The sequence below is a fragment of the Methanococcoides sp. DA23 genome, assembly GCF_057593895.1.
The window spans coordinates 1,833,242-1,848,555 of the sequence record NZ_CM172520.1 but is presented as its reverse complement, the minus strand read 5'-3'; the positions used below and the strand labels follow the sequence as shown (position 1 = coordinate 1,848,555).

The 15,314-nt window shown below is 44.7% G+C and carries 21 protein-coding genes; 20 read left to right on the top strand and 1 reads right to left on the bottom strand.

Annotated elements, in window-relative coordinates; all coding sequences use genetic code 11:
- Nucleotides 1-6 precede the first annotated feature (6 nt).
- Genes AC20MK_RS09105 through afpA form a run of 4 tightly spaced genes read left to right on the top strand, consistent with a single transcriptional unit; the run spans nt 7 to nt 2,522 of the window.
- Nucleotides 7-636, top strand: a complete 630-nt coding sequence (locus AC20MK_RS09105; RefSeq protein WP_487355516.1) for a flavodoxin family protein — start codon at nt 7-9, stop codon at nt 634-636.
- The gene (locus AC20MK_RS09100; RefSeq protein WP_487355515.1) at nt 637-1,335 is read left to right on the top strand and encodes a ferredoxin--NADP reductase; all 699 of its coding nucleotides are present in this window, start codon (nt 637-639) and stop codon (nt 1,333-1,335) included.
- A gap of 51 nt (nt 1,336-1,386) precedes the next feature.
- Entirely contained in the window at nt 1,387-1,962 is a 576-nt protein-coding gene (rbr, locus tag AC20MK_RS09095; protein WP_487355514.1) for a rubrerythrin, read from the top strand.
- A 14-nt stretch (nt 1,963-1,976) separates the two neighbouring features.
- On the top strand, nt 1,977-2,522 hold the full coding sequence (gene afpA, locus AC20MK_RS09090; RefSeq protein WP_487355513.1) for an archaeoflavoprotein AfpA: 546 nt from the start codon (nt 1,977-1,979) through the stop codon (nt 2,520-2,522).
- Between the two features lie 88 nt (nt 2,523-2,610).
- On the opposite strand, the gene AC20MK_RS09085 is transcribed toward afpA, so the two are convergent.
- Complete coding sequence (locus tag AC20MK_RS09085) at nt 2,611-3,714, bottom strand: inositol-3-phosphate synthase (protein ID WP_487355512.1); 1,104 nt, start codon at nt 3,712-3,714, stop codon at nt 2,611-2,613.
- Between the two features lie 284 nt (nt 3,715-3,998).
- Between AC20MK_RS09085 and AC20MK_RS09080 the strand changes: the two genes are divergently transcribed.
- The 16 genes from AC20MK_RS09080 (at nt 3,999) to fni (ending at nt 15,292) form a co-directional block, all read left to right on the top strand.
- Nucleotides 3,999-4,475 (top strand): ferritin family protein, encoded by a 477-nt coding sequence (locus tag AC20MK_RS09080; protein ID WP_487355511.1) that lies wholly within the window; start codon nt 3,999-4,001, stop codon nt 4,473-4,475.
- A gap of 18 nt (nt 4,476-4,493) precedes the next feature.
- Complete coding sequence (locus AC20MK_RS09075; protein WP_487355510.1) at nt 4,494-5,708, top strand: FprA family A-type flavoprotein; 1,215 nt, start codon at nt 4,494-4,496, stop codon at nt 5,706-5,708.
- 37 nt (nt 5,709-5,745) lie between these two features.
- On the top strand, nt 5,746-6,021 hold the full coding sequence (locus AC20MK_RS09070; RefSeq protein ID WP_487355509.1) for a ferredoxin-thioredoxin reductase catalytic domain-containing protein: 276 nt from the start codon (nt 5,746-5,748) through the stop codon (nt 6,019-6,021).
- 272 nt (nt 6,022-6,293) lie between these two features.
- Nucleotides 6,294-7,865, top strand: a complete 1,572-nt coding sequence (serA, locus tag AC20MK_RS09065) for a phosphoglycerate dehydrogenase (protein WP_487355508.1) — start codon at nt 6,294-6,296, stop codon at nt 7,863-7,865.
- Nucleotides 7,866-7,936: 71 nt separating this feature from the next.
- A complete protein-coding gene (locus AC20MK_RS09060) occupies nt 7,937-8,419 on the top strand; it encodes a hypothetical protein (protein ID WP_487355507.1) in 483 nt (160 codons plus the stop codon).
- A complete protein-coding gene (locus AC20MK_RS09055; protein ID WP_487355506.1) occupies nt 8,419-8,886 on the top strand; it encodes a DUF2240 family protein in 468 nt (155 codons plus the stop codon). Before AC20MK_RS09060 ends, AC20MK_RS09055 begins: the two co-directional genes overlap by 1 nt.
- 130 nt (nt 8,887-9,016) lie before the next feature.
- Nucleotides 9,017-9,397, top strand: a complete 381-nt coding sequence (locus AC20MK_RS09050; RefSeq protein ID WP_487355505.1) for a 50S ribosomal protein L18e — start codon at nt 9,017-9,019, stop codon at nt 9,395-9,397.
- A gap of 10 nt (nt 9,398-9,407) precedes the next feature.
- The gene (locus tag AC20MK_RS09045; RefSeq protein WP_487355504.1) at nt 9,408-9,827 is read left to right on the top strand and encodes a 50S ribosomal protein L13; all 420 of its coding nucleotides are present in this window, start codon (nt 9,408-9,410) and stop codon (nt 9,825-9,827) included.
- 13 nt (nt 9,828-9,840) lie between these two features.
- The gene (locus tag AC20MK_RS09040; RefSeq protein ID WP_250868680.1) at nt 9,841-10,245 is read left to right on the top strand and encodes a 30S ribosomal protein S9; all 405 of its coding nucleotides are present in this window, start codon (nt 9,841-9,843) and stop codon (nt 10,243-10,245) included.
- Between the two features lie 14 nt (nt 10,246-10,259).
- Nucleotides 10,260-10,448: a DNA-directed RNA polymerase subunit N gene (locus tag AC20MK_RS09035; RefSeq protein ID WP_172368685.1), complete on the top strand. Its 189-nt coding sequence runs from the start codon at nt 10,260-10,262 to the stop codon at nt 10,446-10,448.
- 319 nt (nt 10,449-10,767) lie between these two features.
- Nucleotides 10,768-10,947 (top strand): DNA-directed RNA polymerase subunit K, encoded by a 180-nt coding sequence (locus AC20MK_RS09030; protein WP_487355503.1) that lies wholly within the window; start codon nt 10,768-10,770, stop codon nt 10,945-10,947.
- Between the two features lie 13 nt (nt 10,948-10,960).
- Complete coding sequence (gene rpsB, locus AC20MK_RS09025) at nt 10,961-11,605, top strand: 30S ribosomal protein S2 (RefSeq protein ID WP_487355502.1); 645 nt, start codon at nt 10,961-10,963, stop codon at nt 11,603-11,605.
- Nucleotides 11,606-11,677: 72 nt separating this feature from the next.
- The gene (locus AC20MK_RS09020) at nt 11,678-12,472 is read left to right on the top strand and encodes an MEMO1 family protein (RefSeq protein WP_487355501.1); all 795 of its coding nucleotides are present in this window, start codon (nt 11,678-11,680) and stop codon (nt 12,470-12,472) included.
- Nucleotides 12,473-12,493: 21 nt separating this feature from the next.
- A complete protein-coding gene (locus AC20MK_RS09015; RefSeq protein WP_487355500.1) occupies nt 12,494-13,405 on the top strand; it encodes a mevalonate kinase in 912 nt (303 codons plus the stop codon).
- Nucleotides 13,402-14,175 carry an isopentenyl phosphate kinase gene (locus tag AC20MK_RS09010; protein ID WP_487355499.1) on the top strand — a complete coding sequence of 258 codons (774 nt, stop codon included), beginning with the start codon at nt 13,402-13,404 and terminating at the stop codon, nt 14,173-14,175. Before AC20MK_RS09015 ends, AC20MK_RS09010 begins: the two co-directional genes overlap by 4 nt.
- A gap of 28 nt (nt 14,176-14,203) precedes the next feature.
- Nucleotides 14,204-15,292 (top strand): type 2 isopentenyl-diphosphate Delta-isomerase, encoded by a 1,089-nt coding sequence (fni, locus tag AC20MK_RS09005; RefSeq protein ID WP_487357096.1) that lies wholly within the window; start codon nt 14,204-14,206, stop codon nt 15,290-15,292.
- Nucleotides 15,293-15,314: the final 22 nt, after the last annotated feature.

Genomic DNA, 15,314 nt, shown 5'->3' with positions numbered 1-15,314 from the left:
AATGATATGTCTGATAATGCAATAAAGCTGCTTGGGATCTCGGGCAGCCCTCGAAAAAAAGCCACTGATCGAATGGTAAGAGAGGCTTTGAAGTATGCTGAGGAGAAATATGGTGTGGAGGTCGAATATTTCTCTGCCAAGGGCAAGGATCTGAAATTCTGTATCCACTGTGACCATTGCGTAAGGACAAAACAGGGATGCATCCACAAAGATGATATTGTGGGACTTTATGATAAAATGCAGTGGGCAGATGCCTGGATCATCGGTAGCCCTGTATATCAGGGTACGGTCAGCGGACAGACCAAGACCATAATGGATAGGTGTCGTGCAGTCGTTGCCCGCGACCCTAAGGTCTTTATGAACAAGGTGGGTGCTGGAATGGCCGATGGTGGCGACCGCGTGGGCGGGCAGGAACCGGCTTTACAGGTCATACATAATTTCTATATCATCAGCGAAATGATCCCTGTGTCCGGTGGGTCCTTCGGTTCCAATCTCGGAGGTACGTTCTGGTCACAGGATAAAGGTGCAGAGGGTATTGAGGTGGATGATGAGGGATTAAGAAGTATGCGAAAGACGGTTCGAAGGCTTATTCAGACGGCTCAAATGTTGAAAAAAATACCCTCGGAGGATATTTAAGTGGAATTCGAAGCCCCTATTACTGAAATCATAGAACAGACGCACGATGTGAAAAGTTTCCGTTTCAAAAGGCCTGAAGGGTTTGAGTACAAAGCCGGACAATATTTGTTTGTTAGCATTCCTGTAAATGGCGAAATGCAGCGTAAACCCTTCACAATATCCAGCAGTCCCACTGAGAAGGATCATCTGGAATTCACTAAAAAACTCACCGGGCATGAATACTCCGATGCACTTGATGCAATGGTTCCGGGTGATGTTCTTATCATCAACGGTCCCAATGGCAGGTTCACTTTTGAAGGAGAACATGATAAGATCGCCCTCATAAGCGGTGGTATCGGCATCACTCCTATGATAAGTATATGCAGGTATTGCAGCGATAGTAAGACTGGTACGGATATCGTGTTCCTTGATAGTAATAAGGTGGAGGATGATATTGCGTTCAGGGATGAGCTGGATGAAATGGCTCGTGAGCATCCTAACCTGAAGGTCGTACATACGCTAACACGTGCTGATGCTGATTGGCTAGGTTGTACCGGGCGTATATGTGAACCAATGATATTGGACTATATCTCTGATATCATGGAACGTACGGTCTATGTTTGTGGACCTCCTCCAATGATGAAGTCTGTTGAAGAACTCCTTCTGGATATGGGAATTCCTAAAAAACAGATCAAGAAAGAGGCACTTGTGGGATTCTAAGCAGTATCTATTAATGATGTTTTTCAAAATGTAATAAAACGAGGTATATTAATGAGTTGTATCAAAGGGACTGAAACTGAAAAGAATCTATTGAAGGCCTTTGCAGGCGAATCGCAGGCAAGGAACCGGTACACGTACTTTGCTTCAGTTGCCAGGAAAGCAGGTTATCATCAGATCTCTGCTACCTTCGCTGAGACTGCAGATAATGAGAAGGAACATGCAAAGAGGCTTTTCAAGTTCCTTGAGGGCGGAGATGTTGAGGTCACAGCTTCTTTTCCTGCAGGCGTGATCTCAAGTACTAGGGATAATCTTGAAGCTGCGGCTGCTGGTGAGAATTACGAGCATACTACCATGTATCCGGAATTCGCTGATATCGCTGAAAATGAAGGATTCCTGGAGGTAGCTTCTGTGTTCAGGCATATCGCTGTTGCAGAGAAAGGGCATGAAGAACGTTATCTTAAACTTGCTGCCAATCTGGATCACGAGATGGTATTCCGAAAGGATTGTACTGTTGCATGGAGATGTCGCAACTGTGGCTATATTCATGAAGGTCCTGCAGCTCCTGATAAATGTCCTGCATGTGATCATCCGATGGATTATTTCGAGGTTAAGGCAGATAATTATTGATGTGAGGTTATGATATGAAACGTATAGCATGGGGTATTACAGGTTCTGGTGACCAGATAGTTGAGACTTATCAGGTCATGAAGGACATTCAGGAACGTACTGATCTTGAGTTCATGGTCTTCCTTTCAAAGGAGGGGGAGACCGTTATGAAATGGTATCGTATTTGGGATGATATTCAGAGGGATTTCCCGAATTTCAAGACCGGTGTGGGTCCAAACTCGCCTTTCATTGCAGGTCCGCTTCAGGTAGGGCACTACGATGCTTTGATAATCTCGCCTGCGACGGCTAACAGTGTGGCCAAGATCGTTCATGGTATCGCCGATACGCTTGTTACGAATGTCGTTGCACAGACCGCGAAAGGTGATACGCCTATCTATATTCTTGCAGTTGATCAGAAACGTGGAACTGTGGATACTTATGCACCCAGTGGGAAGAAGATGACGTTGAAGATGCGTGAAATAGATGTTTCCAATTCTGAGAAACTTGCGCAGATGGAAAATATAACGCTCCTCGAAAAGCCGGAAGATATTTACAAGATCCTCGGTGTGGAAGAAAAGTGATGGTTTCCGGTTATTTCCGGATCCCCATCATTTAATTATTTTTTTTTAAATATTCTGATCTTATATGGGATATCTATCTTTAAATCGCTTAGTTATCCCTTTTGCCTTCTATGAACTCATTTGTCATGAGGTGTGCCACATCGTCAGTGAACTGCTGAGGCGGGTGTTTCATGAAGTATGAGGATGGTGAATAGAGTATTCCGCCTATTCCTCTGACCAGTGCAAGTTTACAGCAGCGTATGGCATCAATGACAACTCCTGCGGAGTTTGGTGAATCTTCGACAGAAAGGCGAAGTTCGATGTTCATTGGTACGTCTCCGAAGAGCTTTCCTTCCATTCTGAGGAAACATAGCTTGTTGTCCTGCTGCCATGGGACGTAATCGCTTGGTCCGACATGGATGTTGTGATCATCGAGCCTTTCTGAAAGCACTGACTGGACCGCTTCTGTCTTTGAGGTCTTTTTTGAAGAAAGCCTGTCACGGTTGAGCATGTTGAGGAAATCAGTGTTACCACCGGTGTTGAGCTGGTATGTCCTCTCCAGTTTTACTCCCCTTTTATTGAAAAGGTCTGCAAGTGTGCGGTGTGTTATGGTTGCACCAAGTTGTGCTTTGATATCATCACCGATTATTGGAATTCCCTTGTCTGCGAACTTTTGTCCCCATTCCGGGTTGCTTGCAATGAATACTGGCATGTTGTTAACAAATCCGACATTTGCATCGAGTGCGCATTGTGCGTAGAACTTTGTTCCTTCTTCAGATCCTACTGGGAGGAAGTTCAAAAGTATCTCAGCACCGGAGTTCTTTAGAATAGATACGACATCTTCTTTTGTAGATTCGGCTTCTGTTGATGGGATGAACCTGTACTGGTCCTCGTAGTTCACCATGTGTTCGGACACACCGTCTTTGATATTTCCCATTGTGACCTTTACTCCTGTCTCTGGTATATCTGGACAGAATACGGTCGTACAGTTCGGATGTGCAAAAATGGCTTCTGATATGTCCTTTCCGACCTTCCTCTCATCAATGTCAAATGCTGCGACTACTTCAATGTCAAAAGGTCTGTACCCACCTATCTCCCAATGCATAAGTCCTATCGCATCTTTTTCCTCTTTGTCTTTATAGTACTCAAGGCCCTGGATCAGTGAACTGGCACAGTTGCCAAGTCCTGCGATTGCGATTTTTATCTTGTCCATAACACTTCCTCTTAACTAAAGTGAACGATTGACTATTATATTCTATAATCGTTATGCAATGTCCTAATGTTTACCGTTAAATAAAAAGGTTTCTAATATAATAGTTATTGGGGTAGGTTGTGCTCTTGTGTGGTTTTGTTCTAGAAAGGTTTTTAAGTTGTGAAAGCTGTTTATTTTTTAGGGTATCTTGATTCTATATTGATGGCGAAATCAATTAAGATGTAGCTATTGCGTTTGTTTGTGACTAAGACGAAATACACGGAGATGATATTATTTCAGACAAATTGAATGAATCCTATAATCTGGGGAGTATAGATTCTATTGAAGATGCAGTAAAACTTGGCATCTCTTTTGAAGATCAGGGTAGGGAGTTTTACCTTGAGTTTGCAGAGAAGACCTCTGATCCGGCTTCAAAGGATATATTCCTTTATCTTGCAGAAGAGGAAAAGAAGCATGCTAAATATCTGATCGATTATCTTGAGGGAAAGTCGCTTGAATTAAAGGAAGACTCTGAGGTTCCCGATTTTAAGGGTGCTTTTTCTTCAGAGTTCACGAGCGATGATCTTGGTGAGGTCGGTATCCTGCTTGCAGCTATGAGGCTTGAAAGAAAGACCGAAGATCTTTACAAAATGCTTTCTAAGAGATCCGATAATGCTGAACAGGAAAAGTTTTTCGAGGAACTTGCTGCGGTCGAAAGAGGTCATTACGATCTTATTGATGGACTTCTCGAAGTGTCCACAGGGTTCCGGATGCAGACCTGAATTGACGGGGTAGCTGATATGAGCATTACGAATGATACTTTCGAAGTTGCAAAAGGGATCTACTGGGTAGGTGTCATTGACTGGAACCTCCGTGATTTCCATGGTTATGCAACTCCGAAAGGCGGTACTTACAATGCTTATCTGATAATCGATGAAAAGATAACCCTTATAGATACTGTGAAGGCCGAGTTTGCACCGGAGATGATCGAAAAGATCCGTAGGTTGGTCAATCCTTCAAAGATCGATCATGTCATTTGTAATCATGTGGAGATGGATCATTCAAGTGGTCTGCCTGCTATAATGGACCTGGCAAAGGATGCTAAACTGTTCTGTACTAAGCGGGGTAAGGCCGGTCTTGATGAGCATTATGAATCCGGGGGGTGTGGGAACTGGGATTTCGAGATCGTGGATACTGGTTATGAACTTGATATTGGTTCACGCACGCTTATGTTCATCGAGACTCCAATGTTGCATTGGCCGGATAGCATGCAGACGTATCTGAAAGAAGATCGGATACTATTCTCCAATGATGCTTTTGGGCAACATCTTGCCACTTCGGTGAGGTTCGAGGATGAGGTGGACTGCGGGGCTATGGAAGATGCTGCGATATATTATGCGAACATCCTCCTTCCTTTTGGTTCCAAGGTGCTCAAGTATGCTGATAAGGTCGCGGAACTCGGGCTTGAACTTGATATGATCGCGCCTTCCCATGGGGTCATATGGCGAAAGGACCCTATGAGGGTGGTGGAAGCTTATGTTAAATGGGCAAAAGGAGAAGTTGTTCCAAAGGTATTGGTTATATATGATACTATGTGGAACAGTACTGAGATAATGGCAAAAGAGATCGTTGAAGGGGTCTCTGAATGCGGTGTTGAGGGCAAGATGTTCCACCTTCGGAAAAATGACTGGAGCCAGCTGTTGAGGGAGATCATGTCTTCTCCTGTCATTGCTGTTGGCTCTCCGACCATGCATAGTACCATGTTCTATACTATCTCCGGTTTCCTCACATACCTTAAAGGGCTTCGTCCTAATGGCAAAAGCGCTGTTGCTTTCGGTTCATTTGGCTGGGGCGGAGGTGCGGTCAAGCATGTTGAGGAAATGATGGTGTCTGCCGGGCTTGAGATAATTGAGCCGGGTCTTCAGGTAAAGTACAGACCATACGCGGATGACATCAAGGCGTGTCGTGAACTCGGTTGCAGGCTTGCAGAGCTTGCATTGGAGAAGTCGAACTGATATTTATTTTTATTAAATACAAGGGAAGTGATGATGAATGAAATTCGAAGGCGAACTTGAGGAAGAGTTCTATAATAGATCAAAGAAGAATGCAGAGGCTACTGGTTACAGGCTGAACCCTGATTATGATGTCATAACGACCGCTGTCAAGGGTATCTGCAATAATAAACGTGAATATGGTGAATGGTACTGCTTCTGCCAGAAGAGGACCGGCGATGTGGAAAAGGACAAGAAGGTCATCTGTCCATGTCCTGCTCGGACCCGTGATGTGGAGATGCGTGGTTCCTGTAAGTGTGGACTTTACATTAAGTAAAGGCTGCATATTCAGTGAAATATCTTAATTATAATATCTGAAGGGCATATGTCCTTTCATTTTTTCTTTTTACGTCACTTGTACGTGATGCTGTCCTGATCTTTCTGTTATGTATCTGTTCTGATCCTCTGTAAGTATAGTTAGCTATATTTAGAAGGATGTGTTTTATGATAGATAAATGGCAAAACATGTCATTAATGGACATATTTAAACAGTGTTTTGTGTCCTATTCATAAGATCACATTTTATTATCATATCCGGAGATTCTAAATATGAAAGTATTGGTAAGCGATTCATTATCAGAAGAAGGAGTTTCAAAGTTAAGTGAGCATTTTGACGTTGATGTTTCAACGGGTCTTTCTGAGGACGAGCTTGTAGAGAAGATCGGTAGTTTCGATGCTCTTGTCATTCGCAGTGGTACGCAGGTCACAAAAAGGGTCATCGATGCTGCTGACAATCTTAAGATCGTAGGTAGGGCTGGTGTAGGTGTCGATAATATCGATGTGGATGCAGCTACCGAGAAAGGTATTATTGTTGTTAATGCTCCTGAGGGTAACATGCTCTCCGCAGCAGAACACACCATCGCTATGATGATGTCGATGGCAAGGAACATCCCTCAGGCGAATGCTTCTTTAAAGGCCAAGAAATGGGAGCGTAAGAACTTCATGGGTGTCGAGGTCAATGGCAAGACCCTTGGTGTCATCGGTCTGGGGCGTATTGGTGCTGAGGTGGCAAAACGTGCACAGGGACTTGAAATGTCAATTCTGGCCTATGATCCTTTCGTCACTGAAGGCCGTGCCAAGGATATGGGCGTTGAACTCACTACCGTTGACGATATTGCTAAAAGGGCAGATTTCATTACAGTTCATACTCCACTTATAAAAGAAACTCGTAATATCCTCGATAAAGCACAGTTCGATATGATGAAGAGCTCCGCAAGGGTCATCAATTGTGCACGTGGGGGAATCATCAATGAGGAAGCTCTTGCCGATGCAGCAAGGGAAGGGAAGATCGCAGGTGCTGCCATTGATGTGTTCACCAGTGAGCCTCCATTTGACTGTCCTTTCATTGGTCTTGATAATGTAATCGTAACGCCTCATTTGGGTGCATCAACAGAAGAGGCACAGGTCAATGTTGCAGTATCTGTTGCTGAAGAGGTAATTTCCGTCCTGAATGGTGGCTCTGCACGTAATACCATCAATATTCCTGCTGTGAAGCCGGAAGTAATGGCGACACTTGCTCCTTATATTGGGCTTGCTGAGACGTTGGGTAGTGTAGCATCACAGCTTCTTGATGCTAATTATGATAAGATCGAGATCTCCTACAATGGTGAGATCGCTGATAAGGATACAAGGGCTGTAACTGTTGCAGCTTTAAAGGGTATTCTTGAGGATGCAGTTGGATCTGCTGTGAACTATGTGAACGCTCCTTCATTGGCCAAGTCCAGAAATGTCGAGGTAGTTGAGAGTAAATCCGAAACTTCCGGTGATCATGCTTCAACCATTAGGATCACTCTTTTCCAGGGTACGAACACAAAGTCCGTTTCCGGTGCAGTGGTCGGTCGTGAGCCAAAGATCGTTATGATCGATGGTCAGTATGTGGATCTTGTTCCTCATGGTTTTATGATCGTTTCGAACCACATCAATCGTCCGAACGTCATTGGGCCATGCTGTATAGTGCTTGGGGAGAACGAAATAAATATTTCCGGTATGCAGGTAGGCCGTGTGGAAGTCGGTGGTAAGACCATCATGGCTCTGAATGTTGATAATGAGGTCTCAGAGACTATTCTTGATGAGATCCGCGCTATCGATGGCATACTTGATGCAAAATTAGTTACACTTTAAAATTGTTTTTATGTGTGGGCAGTGATCGCCCACGCATACATTCCGTGTTTGGATCGGAGGCATGTATCTATATGATGAGAAAGCGGGTATACCATCGTTTCCCACACCGGGAAGTCCAGTTTGAACAGAGGCATCGCTATTATTCAGACCTGATCTATTTTGTGAAGGTAATGGCGGGTATGGATGGTAAGTTCGGTATGTTCGTGACCGAATCTACCACTAAGAAAGGACATCGAATTCAGGCAAAGCGAGGGATACATGTTGAGATCGCTATGAATGGTATGGAATTCACATCACTTAACTATAACAATGTAGATTCCGTTCTCGATACCATTGAGCCGGAGGGTATCATCGATTTCAGGGTGAATCTTTCCTATAGTTATCTTGATGGGAACTACAATCGTGTGCCTATCAGGGGTGATGCATACCTGGTGCGTGCGATTCTTGAGTCTGAGGTACTTACCCTGAGGATCAATCATCTAGATGGTCCGGAAAGGACTGAATGCGGCAGGGTCGCAGATACCATTATAGATGAGCTTAGACGTGGTGCATAATGGACGAACTTTCTCTTGTGGTAGCATCTCCTTTTAAGAAGAATGCTACTTCTTCTCTTTCGATAAAGGACTTTGAGTTCGCGCTGTCCTTCGACCTTAAATGGATGTCTCCGGCCCAAGCTTCAAAGGTGAGGGACCAGGGGATCATGTCCGGTATTCTGAAGTTCGATGAAGGCGAACTTGTATTGAACCTTGATGCATCTTCTCTTGATATTCCTGCGGGCTTCAAGCCTTCTCCTGATCTTTTCCTTGAGAAAGGGACCGTTGAAATGATAATGGACATTATTGTTTCGAATAGTGGAATGGACAAGAAGGAGGTCGTTTCACGTATCAATCAAAAGCAAGAGTCTTTGGATGGTCTTCTGGATGCAGAGGTTGCATCGTTGCTGGTGGCGCATGAACTGGGTTGTGATGTGGGACCGTTGTTCGATGATGTCTATGGCAGGGTTTCAGGGATGTCTGTCTGAGGGTTAGAGTCCGCACAATCTTTATGTACTATTAATATAATTATGGCAACTCCAGTTAATTATCGACTGGAAAGTGTTCAAATGTTCGAACGCATTACTGCGTGAGTAAGAAAACTTGCGGAGGGACATTATGAGTAAAAAAACACAAATGAAAATTACAAGGAAAACCAATCCAAGGATTCCTGCATTGATCTCTGTGCTTAAGGATACTGCACGTGAGAATGATGCACCGATCTGGAGGGATATGGCGAAGAGGCTCGAGAAACCTAGCAGGATCTATGCTGAGGTAAATCTGAGCAAGATCAACAGGCATGCAGCTGAGAATGACCTCGTACTTGTACCTGGAAAGGTATTGGGTGCAGGCGCACTCGGTCACGCTGTCACTGTCGCAGCACTAACATTCAGTACAACTGCTGTGGACAAGATCACAAGTGCAGGTGGAAAGTGCATGACCATTGAACAGATTCTGGAAGAGAATCCAGCAGGTTCTGGCATAAGGATCATGCAATGAGGTGTTTCAAATGACAGTAATCGATGCAAATGGTTTGATTATGGGCAGGCTCGCAAGTAACGTTGCAAAGATGTTGCTTTCAGGAGAAGAAGTCTCCATTGTGAATGCAGAGCAGGCAGTGATCTCCGGTTCAAAGGTAACTACCTTTGAGGAATATGACGTTATTCGAAATATGGGTACACGTGAATTCGGTCCTTACTTCCCAAGGAGACCAGACAGGATCCTCAAGAGGACCGTCAGGGGTATGCTTCCTTACAAAAGAGCAAGGGGCAAGGACGCAATGGGTCGCCTCAAGGTGTATGTAGGCATTCCTTATGAATTACAGGATGCAGAATTTGTTAGTGTCGATGGTGCAGAAATGACCCGTCTTAGCTCTAACAAGTATGTGACCATTGGCGATGTAAGCCGCAAGTTAGGTTCTAAATTCTAAGGGAGATTTATTCATGGCTACTAAAGTTGTTAATACGTCCGGTAAAAACAAAACTGCAATTGCACGAGCAACAGTTTCTGCAGGAACAGGTAAAGCTAGGATCAACAAGAAACCTGTTGAGATCTACGAGCCTATGTTCGCAAAACTTAAGATCATCGAACCTCTAATGCTGGCAAGCGAAGCTGTTTCTGGCCTTGACATTGATGTAAAGGTCAGTGGTGGCGGAATCATGGGCCAGGCAAATGCGATCAGAACTGCTATCGCAAGAGGCATTGTAGAGTGGACCAACGACACCGACCTCAGGGATGCTTTCATGGCATACGACAGGAATCTTCTTGTTAACGATGCTAGGAAGAAAGAGACCAAGAAGTTCGGTGGACCAGGTGCACGTGCTAAATATCAGAAATCTTACAGGTAAGGCGGGTAGTTACAATGATTCCAGTTCGCTGTTTCACATGTGGAAAAGTTATTGCGGAAAGCTGGGAAGAGTACAAACGTCGTACAGGTGAAGGAGAAGACCCTGCTACAGTACTCGATGACCTTAAGTTCGTTAGGTATTGTTGCAGGAGAATGTTCCTTGCTCATGTCGAGCTTGTGGACACAATGGCTCCATATCAGTAAATGGGTTGCAAGGTATTCCGAACACTATTTGGTGTTCGGGCCACAGCCCTTTATTGGAATCTGTGCGAAATACCAGTACCTGAGATCAGATCTCATCAGTCACATTGGCCCATTTTGGGCTAACTGATAATATCAGCCTTCACCATGATCGATAACCACATTCGGAGGGATTCCGAATAAAACTTTCATATATTTAATAAGTCAGAACGAAACCAAATGAATACTGTTTCTGGATTTTGATTATTTGTTAATATATAATATCGTCTGACTATGTTTGTTCAAAATATTTCATTAAGAATTTTTTAATAAGGGTGATTAATTGAGCAATGAGAAATACACTAGGTATGAACGTGCAAGGATCATAGGGGCAAGATCACTTCAGATTGCAATGGAAGCACCCATATTGGTCGAAGACGATAGCACGGATGCATTATATCTAGCTACACTTGAATTTGAGAAAGGCGTTATACCTATTACAGTCAAGAGAAATTTACGATAACTGAGGTGAATTTATGGAAAATACGGATCAAAATATTGAGATTACAGCTGAAACAAGCGCAGCAGCAGAGAGCACAGAGTCAACATCACTTGTCCCTATAGATGAGTATCTGGCAGCAGGTGTACACATTGGTACCCAGCAGAAGACACAGAACATGATGAAGTTCGTGTACCGTGTAAGGACAGATGGACTTTACGTACTCGACATACAGTCAACCGATGAGAGGATAAGATCAATTGCACATTTCCTTTCAAAGTATGACCCATCCAGAATACTTGTCGTATCAGCACGTCAGTATGGTCAGTATCCAGCAACTATGTTCTCAAAGTCAGTTGGAGCAGTTTCAAAGGTAGGCAGGTTCATTCCAGGCAGTCTTACAAACCCTGTACAGGAAGGTTTCTTTGAGCCGGATGTAGTAATTGTGACCGACCCTGCAGGAGATGCACAGGTCATCAGAGAGGCTGTAAATGTAGGTATTCCTGTTGTTGCACTTTGTGACACCAACAACATGACATCCAATGTAGATCTTGTCATTCCAACCAACAACAAGGGTAGAAAAGCACTTTCCCTCGTATATTGGCTTCTGGCAAGAGAGATCGCAAACGAAAGGGATATTCCTTTCAACTATGAAGCAAGTGAATTTGAAACAGGTCTTTAATTGACCTGTTCTCATTTTTCTTAACCTCACTCATACATAATATATCCCGTTTGTAACAGGGGGAACAGTAGTATGAGACAACCAACAGTTGCAGGTCAGTTCTATCCGCTAAGCACAAAAGCACTACGTAAAGAACTAGTGAAATGTTTTCGTGGGCTTGAGATAAGGTCTGAAGACGTGATGGGTGCAGTGGTTCCGCATGCCGGTTATGTCTATTCCGGTCCGGTTGCAGCACATGCTTTTGCAAGGCTTCCGAAAGCAGACACATATGTGATATTTGGACCAAACCATACAGGATATGGTTCTCCGGTCGCAATGTCCCAGGATGTCTGGAATACACCTCTCGGAGATGTCGAGACCGATAGGGAATTGGGCAAACTGCTTGCAGGGTCCATTATCGATATGGATGAAGTCGCTCACCGATATGAGCATTCTGTGGAAGTGCAGATACCTTTCCTACAATACCGATTCGGAAGCGATTTTAAGGTCCTGCCTATTTGTATGGGGATGCAGGATGAAGATACCGCTGTCGAGGTAGGTCTGGAAGTAGCTCGTGCTGTTAAGGAATCAGGTAAAAAGGTCGTATTCATTGCATCAAGTGATCTTTCACATTATGTGCCTCAGGAAAAGGCCGAAAAGACTGACAATTATCTTATTGATGCAGTCCTCGATATGGACATACCTGAAATTTATCGGAGAAAGTACGAGAAAGACATCACAGCTTGCGGATACGGTCCGATAACGGCAATGTTGACAGCTGCAAAGGAATGTGGTGCTAAGGAAACCGAGCTGGTCAAATATGGCACCAGTGGGGATATCACTGGGGATCCGATGGTTGTAGGGTATGCTGCCATCATTGTAAAATGATCCTCTGAAGGAGACATTATCATGATCACCTGTTCTGCACCTGGTAAAGTATATCTGTTCGGTGAACACGCAGTGGTCTATGGGGAGCCTGCCATTTGCTGTGCGGTGGATATTCGTACCAGGGTCACCGTATCTCCTGCGGACACGATCACCATAAGTTCATCTCTTGGAACTACGGGTGTCGATTTTGAAGTCCATCCTTATGTTTCAGCGGTCCTCGAACGCTTTCAAGAGCTCTCCTCCTTTGATGGAGTGGACCTGCGCATAAGTTCCGATATTCCGGTAGGTTCCGGACTAGGTTCTTCTGCAGCAGTTACCGTAGCCACGATCAAGGCATTGGATACTTTGCTGGGCATCGGACTCGAACTGGAAGATATCGCAAAGATGGGGCATGAGGTCGAGCAGAAGATCCAGGGTGCAGCAAGTCCTACTGACACGTATGTGTGTACTATGGGTGGCGTGGTTCTGATACCTCAGCGGAAAAAACTCGAACCTATTGATTGTGGGATCATTATAGGTAACACAAATATATTCTCATCCACAAAAGAACTCGTGGCGAATGTGGCTGATCTCAATGAAAGGTTCCCTGATGTTGTGGGGCCTGCATTATCATCCATTGGAAAGCTGTCTGTTATTGGTGAAGGTCTTGTGAACAACGGGGACTATGTTTCTGTTGGCGAACTTATGAATATCGATCAGGGTCTGCTTGATGCTATTGGTGTAAGTTGTGCTGAACTGTGTTCCCTTATATACGCTGCCCGTGATAGTGGTGCGTACGGTTCAAAGATAACCGGCGCAGGTGGCGGTGGTTGTATGGTCGCTATCTCTCCGCGTGAGAATGTGGATTCAGTGGCAGAGGCGATTGGTATGGCTGGCGGAGAGGTTGTTGTGACCAATGCGACAGATGTAGGTGTCAAGGTGGAATGCCAGTGAACTCAAATAACGGAATAACTATATTGAAGATAGGCGGCAGCGTCATTACCGATAAGAGATCGGAAGACGGGCTTGCCTGGGAAGAAGAGATAGTCCGGATAGCTCGTGAAATATCCGGTTTTGAAGGTAAACTTATCATTGTACATGGTGCAGGTTCATACGGTCACCCTCAGGCAAAAAGATATGCTCTTACGGAAGGCTTCCATGCGGAAGGGGCTGTTGTAACTCACAATGCGGTAAAGGCATTGAATCATATCGTAGTAGGCATTCTCAATGATGAAGGGGTGAATGCGGTAGCAGTACACCCAATGTGTTGTACGGTCGCAAAGAACGGTCGTATCTTAGAAATGTATCTTGGAAGTATCAGGTTGATGCTTGAGAAAGGGCTTGTGCCGGTATTGCACGGTGATGTTGTAATGGATGATGTAAAAGGCGTATCCATCATCTCCGGTGATCAGGTGATCCCCTATCTTGCAACACAATTGCAGGCTTCCAGAATTGGAGTTGGGAGTGCAGCAGATGGTGTGTTCGACGATAAAGGTGAGACCATCCCTGTGATCACTTCTGATAACTTCGATGAGGTCAAAGCATATATCGGCGGTTCAGCAGGAACTGATGTGACCGGTGGAATGCTCGGAAAAGTGCTTGAAATGCTGGAACTTGGCAAAACATCAAGTATAACCTCCTATATATTCAATGCAACCGTAGTGGGAAGCGTGTCGAGTTTTCTAAATGGTGAGAACATCGGTACCGCAATAAAAGATTCATAATAATAATACATTAACAGGTTTGATAGATTTGAGTACATCCAAGAGAAAGATCGAGCACCTTGAACTTTGTGCAAAACGTCCAGTGGAATCCAGGAACGTAACATCCGGATTCGATGATGTTATGCTTATACACAAGGCATTGCCACAGATACATATGGACGATATCGATCTGTCCACCGAATTTTTAGGGAGATCATTGAAGGCTCCATTCCTTATAGCATCTATTACAGGTGGTCATCCAGACACCACACCGGTAAATGCCGCTCTTGCGGAAGCCGCTGAGGAATTGGGTGTGGGGATCGGAGTGGGAAGTCAAAGGGCTGCTATCGAGGACCCTGAGCAGGAAAGCTCTTTCAGTGTGGTCCGTGATAAAGCACCAAATGCATTCGTTTATGGAAATGTGGGTGCAGCCCAGATAAAGGAATATGGTATCGAAGCAATAGAGAAACTCGTTGATATGCTGGATGCGGATGCTCTGGCAGTACATTTGAATTTCCTTCAGGAAGCAATACAGCCTGAGGGTGATCGGGATGCTACAGGTGTGCTCGAAATGATCGAAGAGGTTTGTTCTCTCAATGTCCCTATAATTGCAAAGGAAACCGGTGCCGGTATCTCAAAGGAAGATGCTGCATTGTTGAAGGAAGCAGGTGTAAGTGCAATTGATGTGGGCGGTGTCGGAGGTACAAGCTGGTCAGGTGTGGAAGTATATAGGGCACATGATAGCGGTGATGTGATCTCCGAGGATCTGGGCAATCTCTACTGGGACTTTGGCATACCTACTGTTTCCAGCGTCCTTGAATGCAGAAGCTTTGTTCCTGTGGTGGCGACGGGTGGTGTGCGAACAGGTCTCGATATTGCGAAATCTATTTCCCTTGGTGCGTATGCTGCAAGTGCAGCCCTTCCTTTTGTGGGACCTGCTCTTATTGGAAAAGATGAGGTTGCCTCAAGCATGTCCAAGATGCTAAATGAACTAAGGGTCGCAATGTTCCTTTGCGGATGTGGCAATATCAATGAGCTTCGTACAAGTTCAAAGGTCACTGTGACCGGATGGACAAAGGAATACATCACACAACGTGGTTTTGATCCTAAGGACCTTGACATAAGGTCTGACCTTTGATAGGGCTACTAAAGCCGAAATT